The following is a 22,684-nucleotide window of genomic DNA, read 5'->3' as shown; positions in this document are numbered from 1 at the left end:
TATGAACTTCGGCTCAGTCAAAGGTAAGATGAGTAAAACTTATGACTGGCAGCTAGCAATCGTCTAATTTTAGACCCCATATTACCCCAGCGACGACTTTTGCAAGAGGTCTATTAAATAGCGCCGTAGCGAACGCCTTGGGAGTAGCAGAAGGTGAAGTCTCTGGCACCGTCACTACCGCGATTTCACTGCTATTTTTTGCCTCTAAATCTGAGATGATCTGGTTGAGTTGTGCTTCCGTCGTCGGACTGAGCATATCTGCCATGTCTGTCACCCAGCCACCATTAATTTGCCGAGGATTGGGAACTTCCTGAACGGTTAAAGCCTTGCTGACGACTGGGAAGGCAGCAACAGTGAAACTCGCAAAACCAGCAAGAGCAATTTGTTTGAGCATAAGCGATCGCAACTCAACAACTGTAATGGGTGCCATCACCTCTAGAATGTCTCAGGTGGATCGGCAATTCGGTTCACTCTTTTGCTCAGTTTTTGGCTCACTGTTCGGGGCGATGATGGGAAGGGTGTTGGTAGCATCCCCTGTGTTAGCATTGCCAACGCGATGGAGGCAGAGCCGAAAAGCTAAATTACAAGTAAATTACAAGCGCTGTAGAGTTAAAATTCAGGATAACGGTTGTGGCTTTTAAAATCGGATTACTGGGACTGGGGACAGTCGGCACGGGTACGGCACAAATTTTGCTAGATCCGCAAGGGCGTCATCCGCTGTTGCAAGAAATAGAAGTTTATCGGGTGGGAGTGCGATCGCTAGATAAGCCCCGACTCGTAGAAATGTCAGAAAGCTTGCTGACGACCGATTTGGAATCGATTGTTACCGACCCCCATGTGGATATTGTGGTCGAGGTGATGGGAGGCTTAGAACCCGCGCGATCGCTCATCCTCAAAGCGATCGCCAATGGTAAGCACGTTGTCACGGCAAACAAGGCGGTGATTTCTCGCTACGGTGATGAAATTTTTACGGCGGCGAATCAAGCAGGCGTCTATGTGATGCTAGAGGCAGCCGTGGGGGGCGGCATCCCGGTGATTCAACCCCTGAAACAGGCGCTGAGTGTCAACCGGATTCATTCGGTGACTGGCATTGTCAACGGCACCACGAACTACATCCTCAGCCGCATGCAAACCGAGGGGGGTGAATTTAGCGAGATTCTGGCAGATGCCCAGCAGTTGGGTTATGCAGAAGCCGATCCAACGGCTGATGTAGATGGTTTAGATGCTGCTGACAAGATGGCGATTTTGGCTTCCTTAGCGTTTGGGGGACGCATCAAGCTGCCAGAAATTTACTGTGAAGGAATTTCTAAGGTTAGCGCCGCCGATATTGCCTATGCGGAAAAACTCGGCTTTACGATCAAATTATTAGCGATCGCTAAACAAGATTTACCGGCACCGGAGAAAGGGACTTCTCTACAAGTCAGAGTTCATCCGACTCTCGTACCCAAAACTCACCCGCTTGCCAGTATTAGCGGCGTCTATAACGCAATTCTCGTAGAAGGCGAACCGATTGGGCAGGTGATGTTTTACGGACGAGGGGCGGGTTCCGGGCCTACTGCCAGCGCCGTTGTCTCGGATATTTTAAATATTGCTGCCATTTTGAAAAGTGGTGGAGATGCTGCCAAACTGCATCCCCTATTAAGCTGTTCCCATCAAGATTACTGCGCGATCGCCCCGATGGAGGAGCTAGTTACGCGGTTTTACGCTCGTTTCTTGACACGGGATCGTCCGGGCGTTATTGGTAAGTTGGGCACCAGTTTCGGCAACCACCAGGTGAGTCTTGAATCTGTGGTGCAAACTGGTATCCACGGCGAACTTGCCGAAATTGTCGTCGTGACTCACGATGTCCGGGAAGGCAACTTTCGACAAGCCCTGGATGAAATTCGCACGTTAGATACGATAGACAGTATTCCCAGCATTTTGCGAGTTTTATGAGGAGACAAGTGGCGAAAGATGTAGAGAGGCGAATGAATACAGCTTCCCTAAAATACAGCGATCGCTCCTGTTTTATCCGCTTTGGTTTAAGCGCAGCGGTGCGTCAGCGCGGGGGTTGGGGGAATCTCAAATATGGCATCAAAAAAGCGAACGGATATTGCGATCGCATCTTAGAAATGTTAGGAAAAAAGCAAAAATTCAGTTTTTTCTTCCTCCTTCCGGTTTCTTTTTGCCTTTTTTCGGCGGTATTTTCAAAATCCTCTGTAGCTGAAGACAATCTCGCTGTACCTACCCTTTCATCGCCTCCTGCAACTGAGGGGAAGGGTGACAAGCAAATGTGCCCACCGCCAGTTTTAGAACGCTTGATTCGCCACAAAGTTGCCGCTGGTGAAACTTTAGAAAGTATTGCCAGCCAATACAATCTCATTCCTACTACTTTGATCGGCATCAATCCGTCTTTGCGACAAGGCAAAGCACCCGTAGGGGCAGAAATTTTGATTCCGCCTTACAATGGCATTCGCGTCGAAGTTCCGGCTAGGAAAACTTGGCAAGATGTAGCCAAAACCTACCGAATTCGTGCCGATGTACTCTATGAGGCGAACGGTTGCCAGAAAAATCCTAGAGTTGTATTCATCCCTGGGGTAAATTGGTCGCCTGTAAGTCTGGCTGGACGTAACAACCGAAAACTAGCCCATTATCCCTTACCCGCAACGACAGCGATCGCACTGGGTTATGGTTGGCAGCTAAATCCTCGAAGCAATCAAGTTGCTTTTCACAGCGGTATTGATTTGTTGGCAGAAGTCGGGACACCCGTGCTAGCAGTGGATAAGGGAACTGTAGCCTTTATTGGCGATCGCGGAGACTCTGGCAATTTAGTCGTCATTAATCATCCGGGAGGACGCCAAACCCGTTATGCTCACCTTGCAACCATTGATGCTAGTCGTGGTAAACAAGTTAACCAGGGGGATGTCCTGGGAACGGTTGGTACCACAGGACTCCCTGACGTAGACAAACCCCATCTGCATTTTGAGTTGCGCTACAACTCGAATTTAGGCTGGGTGGCACAAGATCCACAACCCTATCTTCAGCAAGTAACTGTTAATAGATAATCGGGAATCTGTGCTTGCAGCTAGTTTGACTCATCCCATTTCTGTTTTGATGCACTACATACAGCTCACCCTTTTTTGAGGGTAGGGGATATTTAATGTAGAGCATCATCCAGAAAGATTTGTCTTAATTCGTCAGTAGGATTTTTTTATGCACAGAAGGCTAGGGAAAAGACTTAGTAATCGCAAAAACTTGTAGTTCCTCTGCGTAACTTTGCCCTTTCCCAGATTGCCCTTTGCGTTAAAAAATCATTACTCTACTTGAAATATTCGTAAGCCCCAATGTCATGCTTTAGCCCTAGCGGGCGGCTCGATCCTGCATAATCATTCGTGACTTGAGTAAGCGTAGTACCTCTTTCAATGGCTAGGGAACCAGGCTGAAGCTTGTAGTCAGTTGCCACTGTAGTTCCCGGATTTACCAGCAACGGGTTGGCAGTGATATCGCCGGTACCCACAGCAATACCAGCACTGCCACCATACCAAGAGTTATTCTGAAATGCCAATCCCGTTTTGGCTGGAATTTCTGTCATCGCGACACTGCCAGTTTGGGAGAAAATGTTGTTGGCAATCAGATTGTTTGTATGACCTGGATCGCTATGGATCAGGAGCATGGCTCGCGTCGCTTTGTAAAAGGTATTGTTGGCGATAACAAAGTTCTTCAACCCTCCGCCTCTGCCGTAATTTGAAAAATAGGCAAAGCCTGTAAGTCCCCCAATGACGATATTGTTGCGGATTTTAATGTTATTCACTGGGTTGGAAAAATCGTAGTATTCATTGGATGCCTGAATCCCACTCGCTGGTTTACCGTCTCGGTAAAAGTTTGTGTTGTTGGTGGTGTAAATGTGGTTGCGCTCTACCGTGATGTCAGTAGCGTTGTCCAGGTATAGATTCACGCTGTAGTTGTCATACACCTTATTACCAGAAGCTACACCGCCCTTGGTCAAAATAAAGTCGATTCCCTCACCGTAGTTCTGATACACGTGGTTGTTGCTGATGGTGACGTTGCTTGCTCTGCCACTAGCGATCCCCTGATCCCAACCATCAGCAAGGGTACGGCTTTTATTCGCAAGGCAATTCATATAAACGGTGTTGCCGTCGATTCGGATGTTTGAGGCTGTGGTCATATCTTTGTCGTAACCAACAAAGATACCGTTCTTGTAGGAGTTGTAAACGGTGTTGTTGAGGATCTGGAGGTTGTTGCCGCCCCAGGACACAATGCCTGTAAATTTGGAGTTCTTTACTTCAAAGCCCTTGAAGATGTTGTATGCGCCAGCTAGATTCACGATGTTGGTGTTGCTTGGCGTTTTAGTGCCATCTAAAATTGCTTTCTCGCCTGGATAGGATTGGTAGCTAATCGGACTGCTGGCGGTGCCGATGCTGCCAATGTATTGTTCTTTCGTAAAGCTGTAGGTGCCTCCCCGTACATATACCGTGTCGCCAGCCTTTGCCTTATAAGCTGCGTGACTGATAGTGGCAAATGGGCTGTTTTGGCTTCCAGAATTACTATCACTACCATTCGTCGCAACGTAGTAGGTGGTAATAGCGAGTGCTGGTTTTGTTACTAGTCCGACGCTAACCGTCGAGGCACTAAAAATCAACAGCAGGCTCAATCCAGAAGAGTGTACTTTAGACATTTTTTACTTCGTTGGTAAACGACAAGAACGCTAGAGATGACCCTGCTGTGCAGTTTTAGGAAGCTTCATCAAAACTTCATAAAACTGGTCTGCTAAATCCTAGCCGTCGTTAATACCGATTGAGATCCGCGATATTACTGACATCTTTCGGAGAAAAGGCTGAAATGCAGTAAAAACTTGCTTTATTTGTAGGCTTGTCTTGTGGTCGCTAGTTGCGTTTGCAAAAAAGTTACAAAGAATTTATCAGTAGTACGGAAACTGTACTTTATATAAAAAATATATATAACCGATCGCAAGCTAGCTAGAACAAGGTCTAACCCCGAGGATTATGGTGCTTGTAGCGTTTTTATTGTCCGTAATTCAAGGATTATTGCCAATAACCTTAACTTATGCCTGGATTTTAGGGCGAGTACCTTACGCTGACAATGAGCGCATCCTATGCACTCACAAGGTTTTGAAACTTTGCCACCAAGTTTGACAGCGTTAGCGATCGCTAACGCACCCTAGCTAACAAAAAGCCCCCTGCAAGCAGGGGGTCTTTAACCGAAGTGCTTTTTATGACTAAGTATTTACTAACTCTGACTGCATCTCAGGCTGGGCGGGTTCTTCCTCAGTGATACCGTAAATAGAGTTGTACAGTTTGACATACTCCTTAGCGGATGTGTCCCAACTGAAGTCCATCTGCATACCCCGCTTCTGCAACTCCTGCCATTGCGGTTTGAAGCGGAAAGCTTCCCATGCCCGAACCATACAGGTGTAAAGGTCTAGGGGTTCATAACGGTCGAAGGAGTACCCCGTACCAGCGTGGTTCACTGGGTCGTGGAAAGAAACGGTATCGACTAAGCCACCTGTGCGACGGACAATCGGCACGCAGCCGTAACGCATCGCCAACATTTGGCTAATGCCGCAAGGCTCAAAGCGGCTAGGCATGAGGAAAGCATCGCTACCCGCATAGATGCGTCTGGAGAGAGCATCGTTATAGAGTAAGTAGTTTGCCATGCGACCAGGGTAGCGGGAAGCCATTTGCCACATCTGGGTTTCGTAATAGCGATCGCCTGTACCCAGCAGGACAAACTGAGCATCGGTATACGCCATAAAGCGATCGAGCATTTGAATCACAAGATCGATGCCTTTCTGCTCCACCAGTCGCGTTACCATGCCAATCACAAAGGCATTTTTGTTAACTTCTAAGCCGACTTCTTCTTGCAGTGCAATTTTGTTGGCTTGACGTTTCTCAAGAGTATCAATTGTGAAGGTCTGAGTAATGTATTTGTCAGTGGCGGGGTCGTAAACCTCCGTATCGATGCCGTTAACAATACCGGATAACTTTCCGCTAATGAAAGACAGCAAACCTTCCAACGTTTCGCCATAGGCGGGGGTTTGAATTTGTTGGGCGTAGGTGGGGGAAACGGTGTTCACCTTGTTTGCAAACTGCACCGCTGCTGCCATTGTGTTGTGTCCTTGCATATACCAAGGACACCAAGTAATTTTCTCTAAATACCAACGCCAAGGCCCTTGATAAGCCAGATTATGAATCGTGAAGACGGTGGTAATATCGGGATCTTGGTTCATCCACACTGGAATCATCCCAGTGTGCCAGTCGTGGCAATGGATAATTTGCGGCTTCCAGTAATTCCAGCAAAACTCTGCTGCACCGTTAGCAAACAGCGTGAACCGCCAGTCTTCATCGTCCCCAGAATAGATGCGACGTGGCATGAAAGCCGGATGACCAAATAGATACAGTGGCACATCGGTTCCAGGCAGAACGGTTTCATAGACTGCGAACGACTGGAACATGGCAGAACCCGACCAAACAGGGTCTTTGGGTATCTCCATTTTGTCGGGCAGCATACCGTAGTAGGGCATGAAGATTCGCACATCATGCCCCATTTTTCGCAGAATTTTTGGTAAGGCACCAACGACATCACCCATCCCACCCACTTTGGCGATGGGTGCTGCTTCAGCTGCAACAAACAGAATTCGCATTATTGCTGGCGTTTCCTGAAATATTTTGGTTACATCATACCGAGTCAGGGGATCGCCTACCCGATTTTGGATTTTGATTTTGGATTAATGACCGCGTCCGACTTCGGTAAAAATCTCTTCTAAAATTGCCGAAGCTCCCTGTTCGCGTAACCGATGGGCAAGCTGAATTCCGATTTGTTCGGCATCGCTAGCAGCACCGCTAACGGTGTCTTTAATCATCCGCTTGCCGTCTAAACTGGCAACCATGCCCGTCAAGGTGAGTGTATCGCCGTCAATCTGAGTATTCACTCCGATTGGCACCTGGCAGCCACCTTCTAGGTTCCGTAAAAAGGCTCTTTCGGCGTAGCAGCGTTGAGCAGTGGGTTGATGCTCTAGTACCTTGAGTAACTCCAAAATTTCGGTGTCACCAGCACGGCATTCGATGCCTAAAGCACCTTGTCCGACGGCATGGAGGGATACTTCAGGGGCAATAACTTGATGAATGCGATCGCTCATTCCCAGGCGGTGCAATCCTGCTACTGCCAAAATAATTCCGTCGTATTCACCTGTATCTAGTTTTGCGAGTCGGGTGTTTAGGTTGCCCCGAATATCTTTAAAGGATAGGTGAGGATAGTGGTGGCGCAGCTGTGCCAGTCGCCGCAGGGAAGAGGTTCCAATTACAGCCCCTTCTGGCAGGGTTTCCAGTTGCTTATCTTTGTGCTTTTCATGCACGACAAGGGCGTCTGCCGGATTTTCCCGTTCGCTGACGCATCCTAAAACCAATCCCTCTGGCAAGTTGGTGGGCAAATCTTTGAGGGAATGCACGGCAAAGTCTGTCTCTTGGTTGAGCATTCCCAGTTCGAGTTCTTTCGTAAAGAGTCCCTTATCGCCAATCTTGGCTAAGGCAACATCTAGAATTTTGTCCCCTTGAGTCGCCATCGTGTGGACTTCAAAGGTACATTCGGGAAAGTGTTTCTGGAGTTGTTCTTGCACCCAGTAAGTCTGGACGAGTGCGAGTTGGCTTTTGCGAGAACCGATGCGGATAGTACGAGCCGGACTAGAAACTGTAGGAGACATAAAGCGATCGCCTGAACACAGCAAATAAAGTCACCTGTTCTAGACTACCGCAGCCGTGGCTGTAATAGGTCTGGAGTTTGATGCCAACACTCTCAAGATAAGTTAAGTAATATGAATTCTCCCGGATGCTGGAAGCGAGCCAGTCATCGTTGATGGATGTTTATCAGCGACAGCATCATGGATAGAGCGATTGCCTTCTTCAAGAGTCATCGAATTTACAGGCTACAAGCCATTGCCAATCAAGATAAACGGTGCCCAATAATAAGGGTGGCTAAGCCGAGCGATAGCATCCGGTGATGAAGTATTGCCAATACGTTCGATGACAATGCCCCCGCGCTTTTGAGCCAAAGCTGTATAGTCGCTAGTAATCAGAGCAATTTGTGCCTGACGCAGGGCTTCAGCTTTTGTAGTGTTGCCCTTTTTGAGAGTTGCATAGAAGGCATTCATTAAGGCTTGAGTCCCGCCATCATCGACTGTCCAAAGAGATGCGATCGCAGCCCTTGCCCCTGCTCTCTGCATCTGGTAGCCTAAGCCGAGAATCTCTTCACCATTCCCCAGTTTTCCGCCCAATCCGGTTTCACAGGCAGAAAGAACTACCAAATCGACGTTTTTGAGGCTCCATTTTTGGATATCTCGGAGGGTGATGCGATCGCCATTACCAAAGAGAATAAAAGAATCATCCGGTGTCCCCACGACAAACGCGGCATGAGTCGCTAGATGCACGACGGTGTAGTCATCCATTTTAGGAACGGTGACTTGAGGGGTGAAGGCTTTATCGATGAGTTTGGTTGTAGTGGGAACGGTCTTGGCTAAATTTTCTACCTCAGTTCCAGCAAAGGGCAACCCAGCAAAGTTAAAGTCTTGTCCACCAACCGTGAAACTGTAGCGTCCGGTGGCAAAGGCACCGGCTAAAACTTGCAGTTGCCGTTGAGGTTGGGTATTGAGTTCTGTAAGGGAAGTGGCAGTAATGTTATTGATGCGGTAGCGTTGCACTAACCATTGTTGTCCATCGTACAAAGCCGCTAGGGGAATGTAACGCAGTTGAGCGTCGGGTGCGTAGACAATCGTTTCGGCATCTGCGGCTTTCAGGTCTGCTTCTAGGGGTTTAATCAGCCAGTTGTAAAGTTGTTGGGCGGGGATTTTGGCGTCAGATTTGGGGTCTTGTAAGGCGCTGCGAAATGCTGCAATTGTCTCGTTGAGTTGTTTCTTGGAAACGTGGACGGTGCGCCGAATGGGGGGAGAGTCAGGGGTGGTGAGGATGAGTTCGATGCGGTCGTCCAGAATTAAGGGGTAGAGGAGGACTGCCTTTTGTTGCAGATTTTTCAGGTTATCTTGTAAGCCAATCAGGTCTTCTAAATCGTCCACCAAATCTGGTTTCCTGCTCTTGGGACTCAGCTGCTGAATCAGTGCCAATACTTCTGGACTTTCGCTGAAGTTATTGAAATCTTCGATAATTTTTTCTTGGGATTTCACCAATTGAGCGATGCGCTGTTCTTGTGCTGGGGTGCGGTTTTCGGGTCGTATTTGTCGTAGTTGAGTGAGTTCTTTGCCAATTTCTACCGCTTTGTCCAGAACCACTTCATAACTCGCCCAAGTCTGTTGTTCTAGTAGGAGATTCGGTAATCCTTGATTAGTATTGTTATTGCCTCGCACGTTGCGGAGGTAATCGTCGAGTTCTTGTACTTTGAGCAAATCTAAAACTCTTTGTGCTTCGAGGATTCGGTCTTGTTTGAGGAGAAGGTTAGCAAGATGACGATATACATTATTAGGAGATGTTTGAGAACAAGCGTTTTGTCTTGCACTGGGTAAGACTTGCAAATTTTTACGAAAGGCTTCAGTGATACTAACAAATTGTTTGTAAAAGATAATTGCTAATTCCGGTTGATTTTGTGCTTCCAACACAGAACCAATGGTATTGAGAGCAGTAGCTTCTTGAGAGCGTGAAGTGTAGGTATCGCCCTTAGACGAATCGCCGATTTCTCTGTAAGTTGCTAGAGCCTGCTGAAAGGATTCTAAAGCTTGAGGGTACTGTTTTAGTGCGACGTAAGACCACCCAATATTATCGAGAGTAGAGAGTTCTTCCCTGCGTGAAGCGTAGCTACCGCCGCTGTTACGATCGCCCATTTCTCTGTAAATTGCTAAAGCCTGCTGGAAATAGTCCAAAGCTTGGGTATGCTGTCCCAGATCCGTGTAGCTCCATCCAATTAGCCTGGAGATAAACGCCTCCTGCTTGCGGTTACTCCCTTTCCGCTCGACCTCCAATGCCTTCTGAAAAGACTGTGCTGCCTCTGGCAACTGATTGTTCCTAAGCTGCTGCAACCCTTCTACAAGCAGGCGAGCCACTGCTCGATCGGAGATAGGTGTTTCTTCAGCGAGACTCCTGCGACTATAAACCTTCTGAAGGCTTTGGAGAGTTCTTTCTTCTCCTGTGCGATCGCAGGAGTCTCTTCTAATTACCCAAGCCTGCTGGTAGTATTCCAAGGCTTGGGAGTACTGTTTCAGGTTTTCATCATAAACCTTCCCAATATTGTTGAGAATGCGGACTTCTCTTGTAAGGTCGCCAAGTTCTGTATAAATGGCTAGAGCCTGCTGAGAGTATTCCAAACCTTCAGAGTACTGTTTTGAGTCGAAGTAAAACTCCCCAATTTCGCTGAGAGTGTAAGCTTGTTTCTTGGGAGCGCCGAGTTCTGTGTAAATCGCTAGAGCCTGCTTGAGGTATTCCAGCCCCTGAGAAGACTGTCCCGACTCTAAGTAAAAATCCCCAATTTCCTCGAAAGTCTCGGCTTCTGACTCGCGAGCGCCAAGCTCTCTGTAAATGGCTAGAGCCTGCTGAAAGTATTTCAAAGCCTGAATAGGTTGTTCTGCTTGAGCGTAGATCGATCCGATTCTTCTAGTTATAGTAGCCTCGCCTGCACGGTCGCCACGCTCTCGATATTTCTCCAATGCCTGTTGCAGGGACTGTAACGCTTCTTGAAATTGACCGTCTTCAACCTGCTCTAAGAGGCGTTCTGCTTCTGCCTCGCTGAGAATGGCTACTCCACTTTGAGCGAGCTGAACCCTGCGAATATTCTCAAGATAAGCAGCTTCTCTCCTACGATCGCCGAGTTCTCTATAGATTTCCAGACCCTGTTGGAAGTATTTCAAAGCCTGAGAGGGCTGTTTTAGATCGTGAAAGTAAATCCACCCGATGCTGCCGAGAGTGGAGGCTTCTGCCTTGCGCTCTCCCATATCTGTGTAAATAGCTAAAGCCTGCTTGAGGTATTCCAGCCCCTGAGAGGACTGTCCCGATTCCAAGTAAAACTCCCCAATTTCCTCGAAAGCCTCGGCTTCGTCCTCGCGAGCGCCAATCTCTCTGTAAATGGCTAGAGCCTGCTGGAAGTATTCCAAAGCCTGAGTATGTTGTCCTACCTCACCGTAGATCGAACCAATCTCTAAAGTTGTAGACGCTTCCTCTGCACGGTCGCCAAGCTTTCGATAAATATCCAATACCTGTTGAAAGGTCTGTGATGCTTCTCGAAATTGACCGTTTTTGAGCTGCTGCTCACCCTGCTCAAAGAGCTGCTCGTAGAGGCGTTCTTCTTCTGCGGTTTTAGGAATGGCTGCTCCACTTTGAGCGAGCTGAACCCTGCGAATATTATCGAGATAAGCAGCTTCTTTTTGGCGATCGCCGAGTTCTCGGTGGATTGCTAGACCCTGCTGGAAGGACTCCATAGCCATAGGGTACTGCTCTAAGTCAAAGTAAGACCAGCCAATATTGCCGAGAGTGTAGGCTTCTTTTTGGCGATCGCCAATTTCTCTATAAATGGCTAGAGCTTGCTGAAAGTATTCCAAAGCCTGGGTATGTTGTTCTACGTTCCTGTATATCGATCCAATTCTTCTAGTTATGGCAGCCTCCTCTGCACGGTTGCCACGCTCTCGATAAATCTCCAACACCTGTTGAAAAGTCTGTGAAGCTTCTCGAAGTTGACTGTCTTTTAGCTGCCGACGACCCTGCTTAATGAGGCGATCTACTTCTGCCTTATCAAGGATAGGTACTCCACTTTGAGCGAGCTGAACCCTACGAATATTCTCAAGATAAGCAGCTTCTCCTCTACGATCGCTGAGTTCTCTGGAAATTGCCAGAGCTTGCTGGAAGGCATCCAAAGCCTGAGAGTACTGTTTCAACTCAAAGTAAGACTTTCCAATATTGCCAAGAGTCGAGCCTTCTCTCCTGCGATCGCCAATTTCTCTGGAAATGACCAAAGCGGCTCGAAATTTCTGCAAAGCTTCTCGAATTTGACCTCTATTTAGTAACTGAACTCCCTCTTTGTTCAGCTGTAACGCCTCAGCCTTTCTGTCTTGGGTCGTTTGCGCCTGTACCGCAAGAGGCTCAAACTTCAAGGTAAGCGGTAAAAGGGGAGATGTCAGCGAAAGCAGTAAAGTAGCAGTGGCAAGGCTGAGAGATTTGAGACAGTAGTGCATTGGCAAATTCTCCAGCAGCTGATTTATAGATTTGGTCGCTCCATCATCTATATCTTTATCTGAACCGGAGTTATGCAAAAATCTAATTGGTCGCTAAGGGCCTTGCAGAATAGAGTTGGAATAGAGCGATCGCATTCTTCATCTATTTCATTTCAGTAGTGCGATCGCATTCTCGCTTTACTTATCGGCGTTGCTTAGATATTGCTCTAATTGTGCTGTACGTTGTTGTGTTACCGCTGCAAGGCAATTACTGTAAACCATCGGTTCCATTGTTCCGCCTGCAAATTCAGTTCTTTCATAAGTACAACTAGCATCTCTAAACTTGATCCAAGCTTGCTGCGCTGAAATTAATTTCTGTCGCCGCGAGCTTTGCAATCTTGGTAGGAGTTGTTTGTATATTTGGTTCAACTTTTTATCTGCATTTTGGTAATCTATTCCAGCGCAGGCATTCATTTCTCCTTGCGTCTGAGGATTGTTGCAGTTAGGTCGTTGAGCTAGGCGGATTCCCGATACATCTGGTGTTGCATTTGCATTTGTCACCGCCGCAGTACCTAAACTGAGCAAAGCTGCCACACCTACAATTGCGGGTAATAACTTATTCATGGTCAAATCTTGAATTCTGTGTAGCCAATAACATAGCAAAAAGGTTATAGCAACAAAGTGAAATGCGATCGCTCTTGATGAGCATCGGCTAGCATTGGCAAATGACGACTCCTGTTAGACCTATCAATCTATTTGAGTACGAAAGGCTAGCCAACGAGCATCTATCTCAGATGGCGTTGGATTACTACGCTAGCGGTGCTTGGGACGAAATCACGCTGCGGGATAATCGAGCAGCCTTTGAGCGCTACAAACTCCGTCCTCGGATGCTGGTAGATGTCAGCCAGCGGGATTTAAGTACCACGATCCTCGGTCAATCTCTACAACTGCCAATTCTCATCGCACCAATGGCGTTTCAGTGTTTGGCGCATCCAGACGGTGAAATTGCTACTGCCAAAGCTGCGGCAAAAATGGGAACCGCGATGGTATTGAGTACCTTAGCAACCAAAAGTATAGAAGAAGTTGCCAGTGTCGGAAATCAGACACCACCGTGGTTTCAGTTGTATGTGCATCGCGATCGCGCCCTTACCCGTGCTTTGGTAGAACGCGCCTATGCTGCCGGTTTCCAAGCGCTGTGTCTGACAGTTGATGCCCCTCTGCTGGGTAAGCGAGAGCGAGATACGCGAAATCAGTTTGTTTTGCCATCGGGGATGGAACTGGCTAATTTAGCTACGTTGACAGATTTAGAGATTTCCTATAAACCCGGCGAATCGGGTTTATTTGCCTATTTTTTAGAGCAGCTAAACCCAGCGCTAACTTGGAAGGATTTGGAATGGGTGCAATCTCTATCGCCTTTGCCCTTGGTGGTAAAAGGGATTTTGCGAGGAGATGATGCGCTTCGGGCGGTGGAACATGGAGCCAAAGCGGTGATTGTTTCTAATCACGGGGGCAGACAATTGGATGGAGCGATCGCTTCCATTGATGCCCTGAGTGAAGTCGTTGCGGCTGTAGGGGACAAAGCCGAGGTGCTGGTTGATGGCGGCATCCGTCGCGGTACTGATGTCCTCAAAGCTCTGGCATTAGGGGCAAAGGCAGTATTGTTGGGACGCCCTGTGTTGTGGGGATTAGCGGTAGGGGGAGAGGCGGGTGTCCGTCACGTACTGGAACTTTTGCGGGATGAACTTGATTTAGCGATCTCTTTGAGTGGCTGCGCTAAGTTACAAGACATTGATCCCAGTTTAGTGGTGCGGTTGTAGGAATCGTTGGTATTGCGCTTGCTGATGAGAAGATGCGATCGCGCCTTTAAGACGGTAAATTCGCTGTATGTGACTAGGATCACGCAGTCCTGGAAATACGATCACATTTTCTCCGGCATGTCAATCACCTAATGTTAGATAAAAACTATTCATATTAGTAGTATCAGAATCTTATGCGCTAATTTATCTGCTGTGGGGGGAGTTTGAGATGCTGGAAAAACTAATGGTAGCCGCGACTCTAACATTCTCTCTCAATGTATTTTTGGGACATAGCTGGTCAACTGCCCCTCAAATGGCATCAGAACTCAACTTGCAAGAAACCGCATCGCAAATCATCAGCCTCTTACCTCGCCCAAATACTCACACTCCAGAGAATGGCAGCGGTTCTAATTCTGTACGATAAAGCTTGATGTTTTCCCGAATGGTTTATGCTGGGGAAAATAGAGAGCTACCGCTGCACAACTCGATATGAAACCCCAAATCGCCGCAACAGCAGCACTGCTGACCACACTTTCCTTCGCTGCTCCTGCAAAAGCTGAAAACGTCGAACATACTAGACAGTTATTAGCGACTAAACAATGTTCGCAATGCAACCTCAGGGGTGCTGGTTTAGCTTTAGCTGACTTGTCAGGAGCTAATCTCACCGGCGCTGATTTGAGCCGTGCTAATCTCAGCCGTGCCAACTTGAGTGGAGCTGACCTCAGGGGTGCTAATCTGAGCGGGACTTCCCTATTTGGGGTCAATCTGAGCGGTGCAAACTTGACAGGTGCGAACCTGGCAGGCGCTGACCTGAGAGAAACTTTTCTTGTTAATGCAAATTTGGCGGGTGCTAACATTAATGGTGCTAATTTGCAGGCGGCTATTGGCATCCCTAGCTACGCAGCCACGCCTGAAGATTTCTACGCTTGGGGTGTAGCAGAGGGCCAAAAAGGAGACCAACAAGGCGCAATCGATCATTTCAACCAATCGCTGGCTCTTAAGCCCAACTTTGCCCCCGCATACTTAGCGAGGGGAGTGGCGCGTTATCAAATGGGCGATCGCTCCGGAGCCGTTCTGGATTCTCAGAAAGCTTCCGAACTCTTTACCATCCAGGGAAATATTCAAGGCTATCAGACTAGCCAAGTTTTCATTAAAGAGCTGACAACACCTTTGCAGGAAGCGGGTAGCAGCGGCGGAAATTTGGCGAATTTCCTAGGAGGTATTGGTAGCTTACTACTCCGATTGCTTTTTTAATTCTGCTAGGGTGGGTTAAAATACCTGCCCAGTGTTTACGAGTCAGTTTATGACGATATCCAGCGATTTGTGGCAGGAAAATCAAGATTTAGTGCAAGCCTGCCTCAAGCATCCTTTTGTCCAAGGCATTGCCGACGGCACGCTACACCAGCAGCGATTTGCTTACTATGTGGGGCAAGACGCCTTTTTCTTAGAAGCTTTTGCCCGTGCCTATAGCATTGCTGCGGCTAAAGCTCCCGACGCGGAAGGATTTAATACGTTTCATTCCCTAGCTGGGGGCGTTTTAGATGAACTTTCCCTTCATCAAGGCTATGCAGATGAGTGGGGAGTCAACCTGCAAGCAGTAGAACCGGGAGCCGCTACACGCCGCTACACGGACTTTTTATTAGCAACAGCTTGGAGTTCGGAGGTCAGTCTAATTGCTGTGGCAATGGCACCCTGTATGCGTCTGTATACTTTCTTAGGTCAGCAGATAGCTCAGAGTGGAATAAAAGACCATCAATACACTAACTGGATTCGCACTTATAGCAGTGAGGAATTTGAGCAACTAGCTCAGAAATTAGAAAATCTGGCTGATCGTTATGCCTCTACCACAGCATCTTTGAAATCAACTTACCGCTATGCGATGTTGTGCGAACGAGACTTCTTTCAAGCTGCCTGGGAGGCTAGTGATTTAAAAATCTAGATTTCAATTTATAGCAATTCTCGATTGGATGCAGTACGGTTTAACCCCATCCTTGTGTCTTCCCGCTCATCCAGAGGGGTTTAATATTCTCTCCCCTCTCCGTGAAGGTCGAGGGGTTGGGGGCGAGGTTCTGAGTTGAAAAGCAGTGCGGGTTAAGAAGATGTTTCTAAATATTATTGCAGAATTCTATTTTTATCCCTTGATTTTATCTTTGATTTGCTGCCACAAGCTTTTTTTCTTCTGAGTGAATGCTACTTGAGCTGGTTTAGGTTCATTCAGATAACGATAGTGTTCCCAAATATCCCAATACGAACCACCTGGCTCTAAACGGACGCCCGCCCAGTGTACAAACTTCAGAGGTTGGTTAACTTTTGGATCGACTAATTTATAGCCTTCCTGCTTAAAATGCGGGCTTCCTGCCCAATTTCCAGGCCCCTTCCCGTTTTCTCGAACAATATTAAATCGTCGAGACATTCGCTTTAATACGAGATAATTAAGAATCGTTTGGTCGGAGTTCAAGACATAAAAATACTCAGGATGAGATGCACAGAACTCAAAAGTATCTTGCAAATCTTGTTGAGTAATTAGGTTTTTCTTGGAACCCCAAAAACCACTATTGAAAACATCTTTCAATTCGTCTTCAGAGAAAATTTCTGTGATTTTGGGTGTAAAAACTTGTTTAATGCCTCCTGTGTATTGATAATCACAGCAGATAAAATCATTGTTTGCAAGATAATTAAGATTTTCTATGATTTTTTCAAATACAACAATATCAGTATCAATATATAGAAATTCATCGAAAGGGCCAAACCAACAGGCTAACTTGCGAAGCAAGTTGGGTCTATCTAAAAGGTTGTCACCACAGGTCTGCTTGACTAAATCATCTATCTTTTCTAATAACTGTAAATCTTCGTATATTTTTACCCCATGAGACTTAGTAATAATATCAGCGATCGCTTGATACTGATTGTTATAGGGGATCATCACAATCGGACTATCAGCATCATAAGCACGAATGCTATTCAATAGCGCGATCGCATTATCAATGACGCGATCGTTAGCAAGAATATAGATACCACGACTCATTCAAATATCCTCAACTGGTGAATCCAATTTTCTTTAAAACTCTTTTGGCTAAACTTGGAGCCTGATTGTAAGGTGTCGGTTTGGTTGTAAACTTGGGGCGCTTCTCTGGTTCGTGAAGATAGCGATAATACAAGAAAATATCCCGATAGGGAAAATCAATATTTTCTCCCTCACTAATCCGAGAAAACAATTTTGATGACAGCCCAATATAGTGTAGATAGGTTAGTCGTTTGCCTCGATCGTACAGAATATTATCCCTAGCTTCAAAATGGGGAGAAGTAACCGCGTTTCCAGTCTTTTTGTCGTCAGGTAAATGCAGCGCCAAGTTATAAACTGGAATCTCGCCTCTCATCGTCATATAGTTAAGAACTGATTGGTTAGGCGCTGGCATAAATAAAATTTCTGCCTCGCCTTCCTCAAGCTTGGATACTAACCAATCTCTTTGTTCCTGGGGAAATAACCCTCGCTTCCCGGCGTACATTCCGGCACAAAATATCTCTGTGCTAAGCCGGTTTTTATCAACAATTTCTAATAATTTTGGTGACTGGAGATTAAAGATATGATTGGGGGATTTATACTGAAAATCATAAACTACAAAATCATTGTCATTTAATTTATCAAAGATAATTTTTAAGGAATCCATGACTACGATATCGGCATCTAAGTAGATAAACCTTTCAAAAGGGCTATCCGCATCAAAGGCGCAGTATCGCCGATTCATGCCTATACGATTAACACCGGGGATTCCTTGTTCTTGCCAAGTCTTTAAAGCAGTTGGATGAGCTGCCCATACCCGTTTAGAAAAATCTTCCCAACGAGCAAACAAGTTAACATCATCCAGCAAGGTTACATTTTCCCGATTAGCGATTTCCGCGCGAACTCGATCTACTCGATTATCATAGGCAATAACGCAGACTGGGATTTCTTTACCGACATTGGCTTCTATGCTATTTAATAGAGCAACGAGTTGGTCGTAGACTACATCATTCGCTAGTGTATAGATGCCGTCTGTCATATAAAAATCCTCAGCAGGTTAATTTGAATAATACATTAAAATCTTTTTAGGAGCTTCCTGATGTCTAAAACACAAAGGCAGAATTAATGTCAATTGCTAGCTGTTCACTGTGGATTTTGGTAGCGCGAACCGATCTGCCGTTCATGATGCACACCATTCCTCATCTAGTGAAGATGAGTAAATTCAAGTTTAGCGAACGGGTGTTGGCTGTAGATACGGCACCGCTAACGGGGGACAAAGTCGGGCGTCCAGGCATCGGTACTCTAGAACAGTTACGGGAGCGCTGCGATCGCTTACTGCGCGATGGTGTGGTAGATAAAGTAGTCGATATTGACTACTCCGGAGCCTATCACGACCGAGTATATCGCAAACATTTTGGCAGCCGCATCCGGTATACACATAACTATAAGGGCTATCCCATTTTGGGCACGATTTTTCACATTGAAGAAGCTCAAGGTGACTATATGCTTCACTATGACAGCGATATGCTGCTCCATCAGCAACCCGATTATAGCTGGGTAGAAGAGGGGATGAAGTTGATGCAACAACACCCGGAAGTGATGGCAATCAGACCGCTGACTGGGCCACCGACAGAGGATGGTAATATGTATCAACGGGTGCCCTATGAGCGGAACCCGCATGGTTTCTACACATTTAAGTTTTTCAGCAGTCGCATTTACTTAATTGACAAGAAGCGTTTCGACAAGTTACTCCCATTACCAGTGCTGTGGCGTCCTTATCGGCAAAAGATTGCCAATCGGTTGCCAGTGAGGTTACAAACGATATTGAACAATATCGCTGGTAAAGGGGCTTTGGATTCTTGGGAAGTGATGGTATCGAACCAACTGGAGGCGACGCAGTATGTCCGAGGGGTTCTCGATTCTCCGAAAGCCTGGACGGTTCATCCAAAAGACCGGGGTTCAGAATTTATCGAAGCTTTACCTAAAATAATCGAGAAGGTTGAAACAGGGTGGTATCCTCCGGAACAAGCCGGTCATTATGACCTTCAGTTGAAACATTGGCTTTGACAGAGCGTTTGAAGATTTCTTGTATTGCTTGATTTTCAAGATTTACCGTAGTTATCCATGCTTATCTCCATCCCTCATGGCTGAACAGCTTCCAACGATTTATTTTTATCTTCCCGAATCGGACTGGCCTGATAGCAACATTCCGGTGAATCCTGAAACTTATCAAGAAGTTTATAAAAGTGGTAAATGCACTGGCACGTACAACTGGATATTACAAACCTATCTTCGGCTGAAAGCTGATGGTTTTCCCTGCGAAATTGCCGGGAAAATACCTGCTGAGGGTATTGTTGTTGCGTGGACAAGTACTGTACCACCTGAGCTGCGACCGGGGCCAAAACTAATATTAGTGGTTGTTTGTGGGGATAAAGGGAAACACCGTTACGCACAGCTTCATGTTGTCCAAAATCGCCAGGAAATGCTCTATCCACACATACATGTTGGGGATAAATATCTGTTTCCAGGAGAAAAGTATTACATTCCGCATTGGCCTCAACCAGGGTTGATCCCGCGAGATCCAGCACGAGGCGATCGCTTTGAGAATGTTGCCTATCTGGGTCGTAAAGAAAATTTGGTAGTTGAGCTGAGGCAACCGTCATGGCAGGAGCAGATGAATGCCTTAGGTTTGCACTTTCAGGTGGTCAGAAACCCGATTCAATGGAACGACTACAGTGAGATTGATGCAATCGTGGCTGTCCGCAGCTTTAATCGTAAAAATGATTACTACTGGAAACCGGCTTCAAAGCTTTACAACGCCTGGATTGCTGGTGTACCTGCAATTCTAGGACGATGCGAGTCTGGGTACCGATTGGAGCGCAAAAGCGAACTCGACTATCTAGAAGCGGGTTCTGTTGATGAAGTGATGTTGGCACTGAAACGTCTTCGCGATGACAAAGAGTTGCGTCGTGCGATGATTGAAAATGGTAAGCTCCGTGCGAAGGAACTACAACCCGATCAGCTCACCACACAGTGGCGCACCTTTTTAACAGACATAGCAATTCCAGCTTACGAACGCTGGTGTACGGCTTCAAATTCGACCAGGAAAGTATTTTTAACGCGCCGTGACTTAGCTACCCAAACAAAGGGAGTTCGCATCCGTCTAAGCAACCTCTTGCACAAAATCAGAACCATTTAGGATTTCCCTGGAATCAACAGTTTTTGCCGATTCCCTGAATAACGGATGGTTTTCTATATACTCTTATGACTGACAAGCTACCACCGATTTATTTTTACATTCCCCAAAGTGACTGGCCTGGTGACATACCGGAAACGATTGATACTTACTGGCAATGGTTGGATGCCAAGCGCGGAATGTACAACTGGACATTGCAAACTTATCTGCGCCTCAAAGCTGATAAGTTTCCGTGCGAACTGGTAGGAACCATGCCGACAGAGGGAATTGTCGTGGCGCATTGGGACTTTCTTCCACAAAGCCTACAACCGGGATCGAAGGTGCTGATTGTTTGCATTCAGGCAGACCGAGCGCAACATCCCTATGCACAGATTCATATTGTGCAAAATCCGCAAGAGGAAATGGTAGTACGTTCGGTGAAGCTTTGGGAAAGCTACTTTATGCCGTACTGGCCTCAGCCGGGGTTAATTCCCCGCGATCCCTCACGAGGCGATCGCTTTGAGAAAGTTGCCTATGTGGGTCGTGAGGAGAATTTAGCACGGGAATTGAGAAAGCCAGAGTGGCAGGAACAACTCAAGGATCTAGGTTTGCAATGGGAAATCGTCAATAGTCGCGATCGCTGGAGCGATTACAGTGAAATCGACGCGATACTAGCTGTTCGCAACTTTAACCGTCATGGCGATTACAGTTGGAAACCAGCAACTAAGTTATATAACGCATGGCACGCTGGTGTACCCGCAATTATGGGTACTGATTCGGCATTCCGAGCCGAGCGCAAGAGCAAACTAGACTATGTGGAAGTAGCTTCTCTTGAGGATGCGATCGCTGCTCTCAAAGGCCTGCGCGATGACAAAGAATTGCGTCATGCCATGATTGAAAATGGTCGAGTCCGTGCTGAGGAAACAAAGGCAGAAAGATTGGTAGAACGGTGGCGCAGCTTTTTAACAGAGATAGCTGTTCCAGCCTACGAACGCTGGTGTACGGCATCGAGTTTGACCCGGCAAACATTTCTGAAGCGCCGCTACCTAGCTGTCGAAACGAAAGATTTACGGCATCGTATCCGAATTGCGCGATCGCAGGTGTCTCGTCCCGTAAAATCCCTCGTGTTGCGGGTTAGAGGAGCTTGGAATTCCCGTTCAATTGAGAATAACGACAACACTCAGTAACACTTAGTGGTGCAAAGCAGCACTATTTACTGTCAATTTAACAAACCTCTAGGCAAGGCAACAAAAGCAGCTTTTTGATTGCAGATTTTATATGCCTAAATTGCCTACTAACGCCTGCTCCTGTTCATACCGTTATGGCTGATAAATTACCGCCAATATATTTTTACCTTCCCCAATCTGACTGGGTTGAGGATATGCCAAAGAGTGCCGATACTTACTGGCAAGGTTTTGGACAAGGTATATACTGTTGGACGCTACAAACTTACCTTCGCCTCAAAGCCGATGGCTTTCCGTGTGAACTAACAGGAACCATGCCTACTGAGGGAATCGTATTAGCACATCGGCGATCTTTCCCCTTTGCTTTACAGCCACAAGCAAAATTGCTGATGGTTTGTCTGAAGGCAGACTACGAGCGACATCCCTATGCACAGCTTCATGTTGTGCAAAACCCTCAAGAAGAATCGACCTTCAAAGATAGTTCCTACATTCCACTTTGGTCGCAACCAGGGTTAATTCCTCGCGATCCTGCACGAGGAGATCGATTTGAGAATGCTGCCTACTTTGGTATTACGTATAACTTAGCATCTGAACTAAAGAAGCCATCCTGGCAGGAGCATCTGAAGGCTTTAGGTTTGAGTTGGCAGATAGTGAAGTCTGAGCGCTGGAACGACTACAGTGATGTCGATGTAGTCGTAGCTGTGCGTAGCTTTGATCGCCAAGATTACACCTGGAAACCTGCCACGAAGTTGATTAACGCCTGGTGTGCTGGTGTACCGGCAATTCTAGGGACAGATTTTGCATTCCGAGCAGAGCGCCAAAGCGAACTAGACTATTTGGAAGTACCTTCCCTTGAGGATGCGATCGCTGCTCTCCAGCGCCTTCGTGACGACAAAGAGTTGCGGCGTGCCATGATGGAAAACGGTCGAGTCCGTGCTGAGAAAACACAACCGGTGAGGCTAGTTATACAATGGCGCAACTTCCTCACAGATGTAGCCGTTCCAGCCTATGAACGCTGGTGTACGGCATCAACTTGGAGCCGACAAACATTTTTGCAGCGCCGTTCCTTATCTATCAAAATAAACAGCGTGCAACATCGCATACAACTACTTGCATCAGGAAGTAAAAAAAACTAAAAACTTAAAAACTTATTTATTTAAATCAATCGAAATTACAACAAAACTCAGGGGTTTATCAATTTAAGCAGCATCGTCTGAGCGCTACAAATCGTTTACATAGACATATTCTTTGTGTTCATTAGACCTCCTGCATGAATGGTCAAGTAGTGTGCCAGTTCATAATCGAGATTGCACAATAAGGGAGTAGATCAGCATCAAGACACTGGGGAGTTGGTATGCCGTATACGGAGCT

18 protein-coding genes are annotated in these 22,684 nt (G+C 46.7%); 10 read left to right on the top strand and 8 right to left on the bottom strand.

Translation table 11 applies throughout. The features are described from left to right. Positions 1-52: 52 nt before the first annotated feature. A complete protein-coding gene (locus tag NDI34_RS23490) occupies positions 53-430 on the bottom strand; it encodes a TPM domain-containing protein (RefSeq protein WP_348234010.1) in 378 nt (125 codons plus the stop codon). Between the two features lie 200 nt (positions 431-630). On the opposite strand from NDI34_RS23490, the gene NDI34_RS23485 reads away from it, so the two are divergent. Both NDI34_RS23485 and NDI34_RS23480 read left to right on the top strand, forming a co-directional pair. Then, positions 631-1,935, top strand: a complete 1,305-nt coding sequence (locus NDI34_RS23485; RefSeq protein ID WP_348234009.1) for a homoserine dehydrogenase — start codon at positions 631-633, stop codon at positions 1,933-1,935. Between the two features lie 32 nt (positions 1,936-1,967). Next, positions 1,968-3,044 carry a M23 family metallopeptidase gene (locus tag NDI34_RS23480; RefSeq protein ID WP_348234008.1) on the top strand — a complete coding sequence of 359 codons (1,077 nt, stop codon included), beginning with the start codon at positions 1,968-1,970 and terminating at the stop codon, positions 3,042-3,044. Between the two features lie 254 nt (positions 3,045-3,298). Here the strand turns inward: NDI34_RS23480 and NDI34_RS23475 are convergent, their stop codons facing one another. The 5 genes from NDI34_RS23475 to NDI34_RS23455 all read right to left on the bottom strand — a co-directional run bounded on the left by NDI34_RS23475 (position 3,299) and on the right by NDI34_RS23455 (position 12,781). Beyond that, positions 3,299-4,675: a right-handed parallel beta-helix repeat-containing protein gene (locus tag NDI34_RS23475; protein WP_190527266.1), complete on the bottom strand. Its 1,377-nt coding sequence runs from the start codon at positions 4,673-4,675 to the stop codon at positions 3,299-3,301. Positions 4,676-5,236: 561 nt separating this feature from the next. Continuing rightward, complete coding sequence (gene glgA / locus NDI34_RS23470; RefSeq protein ID WP_348234007.1) at positions 5,237-6,661, bottom strand: glycogen synthase GlgA; 1,425 nt, start codon at positions 6,659-6,661, stop codon at positions 5,237-5,239. An 84-nt stretch (positions 6,662-6,745) separates the two neighbouring features. Continuing rightward, on the bottom strand, positions 6,746-7,717 hold the full coding sequence (gene hemC / locus NDI34_RS23465; RefSeq protein ID WP_190411275.1) for a hydroxymethylbilane synthase: 972 nt from the start codon (positions 7,715-7,717) through the stop codon (positions 6,746-6,748). A 222-nt stretch (positions 7,718-7,939) separates the two neighbouring features. Further along, positions 7,940-12,178, bottom strand: a complete 4,239-nt coding sequence (locus NDI34_RS23460; protein ID WP_348234006.1) for a tetratricopeptide repeat protein — start codon at positions 12,176-12,178, stop codon at positions 7,940-7,942. 177 nt (positions 12,179-12,355) lie between these two features. Next, a complete protein-coding gene (locus NDI34_RS23455; protein WP_348234005.1) occupies positions 12,356-12,781 on the bottom strand; it encodes a lysozyme inhibitor LprI family protein in 426 nt (141 codons plus the stop codon). A gap of 101 nt (positions 12,782-12,882) precedes the next feature. Between NDI34_RS23455 and NDI34_RS23450 the strand changes: the two genes are divergently transcribed. The 4 genes from NDI34_RS23450 to NDI34_RS23435 all read left to right on the top strand — a co-directional run bounded on the left by NDI34_RS23450 (position 12,883) and on the right by NDI34_RS23435 (position 15,892). Next, entirely contained in the window at positions 12,883-13,974 is a 1,092-nt protein-coding gene (locus tag NDI34_RS23450; RefSeq protein ID WP_348234004.1) for an alpha-hydroxy acid oxidase, read from the top strand. Between the two features lie 208 nt (positions 13,975-14,182). Next, the gene (locus NDI34_RS23445; protein WP_190411270.1) at positions 14,183-14,377 is read left to right on the top strand and encodes a hypothetical protein; all 195 of its coding nucleotides are present in this window, start codon (positions 14,183-14,185) and stop codon (positions 14,375-14,377) included. Positions 14,378-14,442: 65 nt separating this feature from the next. Further along, positions 14,443-15,207 carry a pentapeptide repeat-containing protein gene (locus NDI34_RS23440; RefSeq protein ID WP_190667709.1) on the top strand — a complete coding sequence of 255 codons (765 nt, stop codon included), beginning with the start codon at positions 14,443-14,445 and terminating at the stop codon, positions 15,205-15,207. 49 nt (positions 15,208-15,256) lie between these two features. Next, a complete protein-coding gene (locus NDI34_RS23435) occupies positions 15,257-15,892 on the top strand; it encodes a TenA family protein (protein ID WP_348234003.1) in 636 nt (211 codons plus the stop codon). Between the two features lie 192 nt (positions 15,893-16,084). Here NDI34_RS23435 and NDI34_RS23430 read toward each other — a convergent pair whose 3' ends face one another. Then, positions 16,085-16,978, bottom strand: coding sequence for an Npun_R2821/Npun_R2822 family protein (locus tag NDI34_RS23430; RefSeq protein ID WP_348234002.1), 894 nt, complete (start codon positions 16,976-16,978; stop codon positions 16,085-16,087). A gap of 10 nt (positions 16,979-16,988) precedes the next feature. Further along, on the bottom strand, positions 16,989-17,993 hold the full coding sequence (locus NDI34_RS23425) for an Npun_R2821/Npun_R2822 family protein (protein WP_190986877.1): 1,005 nt from the start codon (positions 17,991-17,993) through the stop codon (positions 16,989-16,991). 86 nt (positions 17,994-18,079) lie between these two features. Here NDI34_RS23425 and NDI34_RS23420 point away from each other — a divergent pair, with 86 nt between their 5' ends. The 4 genes from NDI34_RS23420 to NDI34_RS23405 all read left to right on the top strand — a co-directional run bounded on the left by NDI34_RS23420 (position 18,080) and on the right by NDI34_RS23405 (position 22,449). Then, positions 18,080-19,021 carry a glycosyltransferase family A protein gene (locus NDI34_RS23420; RefSeq protein WP_190411265.1) on the top strand — a complete coding sequence of 314 codons (942 nt, stop codon included), beginning with the start codon at positions 18,080-18,082 and terminating at the stop codon, positions 19,019-19,021. Between the two features lie 76 nt (positions 19,022-19,097). Continuing rightward, positions 19,098-20,153: a hypothetical protein gene (locus tag NDI34_RS23415; RefSeq protein ID WP_348234001.1), complete on the top strand. Its 1,056-nt coding sequence runs from the start codon at positions 19,098-19,100 to the stop codon at positions 20,151-20,153. A gap of 65 nt (positions 20,154-20,218) precedes the next feature. After that, on the top strand, positions 20,219-21,316 hold the full coding sequence (locus tag NDI34_RS23410) for a hypothetical protein (protein ID WP_348234000.1): 1,098 nt from the start codon (positions 20,219-20,221) through the stop codon (positions 21,314-21,316). Positions 21,317-21,450: 134 nt separating this feature from the next. Next, positions 21,451-22,449: a glycosyltransferase gene (locus tag NDI34_RS23405; RefSeq protein WP_190675449.1), complete on the top strand. Its 999-nt coding sequence runs from the start codon at positions 21,451-21,453 to the stop codon at positions 22,447-22,449. Positions 22,450-22,684: the final 235 nt, after the last annotated feature.

It is taken from the genome of Trichocoleus sp. DQ-U1 (genome assembly GCF_039961925.1).
In the GTDB taxonomy this organism is placed as follows: domain Bacteria; phylum Cyanobacteriota; class Cyanobacteriia; order Cyanobacteriales; family FACHB-T130; genus FACHB-T130.
Note: the sequence above shows the minus strand (reverse complement) of the source record. Positions and strands in the feature narration are given on the sequence as shown.

Excerpts from the sequence above, each read along its gene's own strand:
- NDI34_RS23490 (WP_348234010.1), bottom strand. The coding sequence starts at position 430 with ATGGCACCCATTACAGTTGTTGAGTTGCGATCGCTTATGCTCAAACAA.
- NDI34_RS23480 (WP_348234008.1), top strand. The coding sequence starts at position 1,968 with ATGAATACAGCTTCCCTAAAATACAGCGATCGCTCCTGTTTTATCCGC.
- NDI34_RS23475 (WP_190527266.1), bottom strand. The coding sequence starts at position 4,675 with ATGTCTAAAGTACACTCTTCTGGATTGAGCCTGCTGTTGATTTTTAGT.
- glgA (WP_348234007.1), bottom strand. The coding sequence starts at position 6,661 with ATGCGAATTCTGTTTGTTGCAGCTGAAGCAGCACCCATCGCCAAAGTG.
- hemC (WP_190411275.1), bottom strand. The coding sequence starts at position 7,717 with ATGTCTCCTACAGTTTCTAGTCCGGCTCGTACTATCCGCATCGGTTCT.
- NDI34_RS23460 (WP_348234006.1), bottom strand. The coding sequence starts at position 12,178 with ATGCACTACTGTCTCAAATCTCTCAGCCTTGCCACTGCTACTTTACTG.
- NDI34_RS23455 (WP_348234005.1), bottom strand. The coding sequence starts at position 12,781 with ATGAATAAGTTATTACCCGCAATTGTAGGTGTGGCAGCTTTGCTCAGT.
- NDI34_RS23450 (WP_348234004.1), top strand. The coding sequence starts at position 12,883 with ATGACGACTCCTGTTAGACCTATCAATCTATTTGAGTACGAAAGGCTA.
- NDI34_RS23445 (WP_190411270.1), top strand. The coding sequence starts at position 14,183 with ATGCTGGAAAAACTAATGGTAGCCGCGACTCTAACATTCTCTCTCAAT.
- NDI34_RS23440 (WP_190667709.1), top strand. The coding sequence starts at position 14,443 with ATGAAACCCCAAATCGCCGCAACAGCAGCACTGCTGACCACACTTTCC.
- NDI34_RS23435 (WP_348234003.1), top strand. The coding sequence starts at position 15,257 with ATGACGATATCCAGCGATTTGTGGCAGGAAAATCAAGATTTAGTGCAA.
- NDI34_RS23430 (WP_348234002.1), bottom strand. The coding sequence starts at position 16,978 with ATGAGTCGTGGTATCTATATTCTTGCTAACGATCGCGTCATTGATAAT.
- NDI34_RS23425 (WP_190986877.1), bottom strand. The coding sequence starts at position 17,993 with ATGACAGACGGCATCTATACACTAGCGAATGATGTAGTCTACGACCAA.
- NDI34_RS23420 (WP_190411265.1), top strand. The coding sequence starts at position 18,080 with ATGTCAATTGCTAGCTGTTCACTGTGGATTTTGGTAGCGCGAACCGAT.
- NDI34_RS23415 (WP_348234001.1), top strand. The coding sequence starts at position 19,098 with ATGGCTGAACAGCTTCCAACGATTTATTTTTATCTTCCCGAATCGGAC.
- NDI34_RS23410 (WP_348234000.1), top strand. The coding sequence starts at position 20,219 with ATGACTGACAAGCTACCACCGATTTATTTTTACATTCCCCAAAGTGAC.
- NDI34_RS23405 (WP_190675449.1), top strand. The coding sequence starts at position 21,451 with ATGGCTGATAAATTACCGCCAATATATTTTTACCTTCCCCAATCTGAC.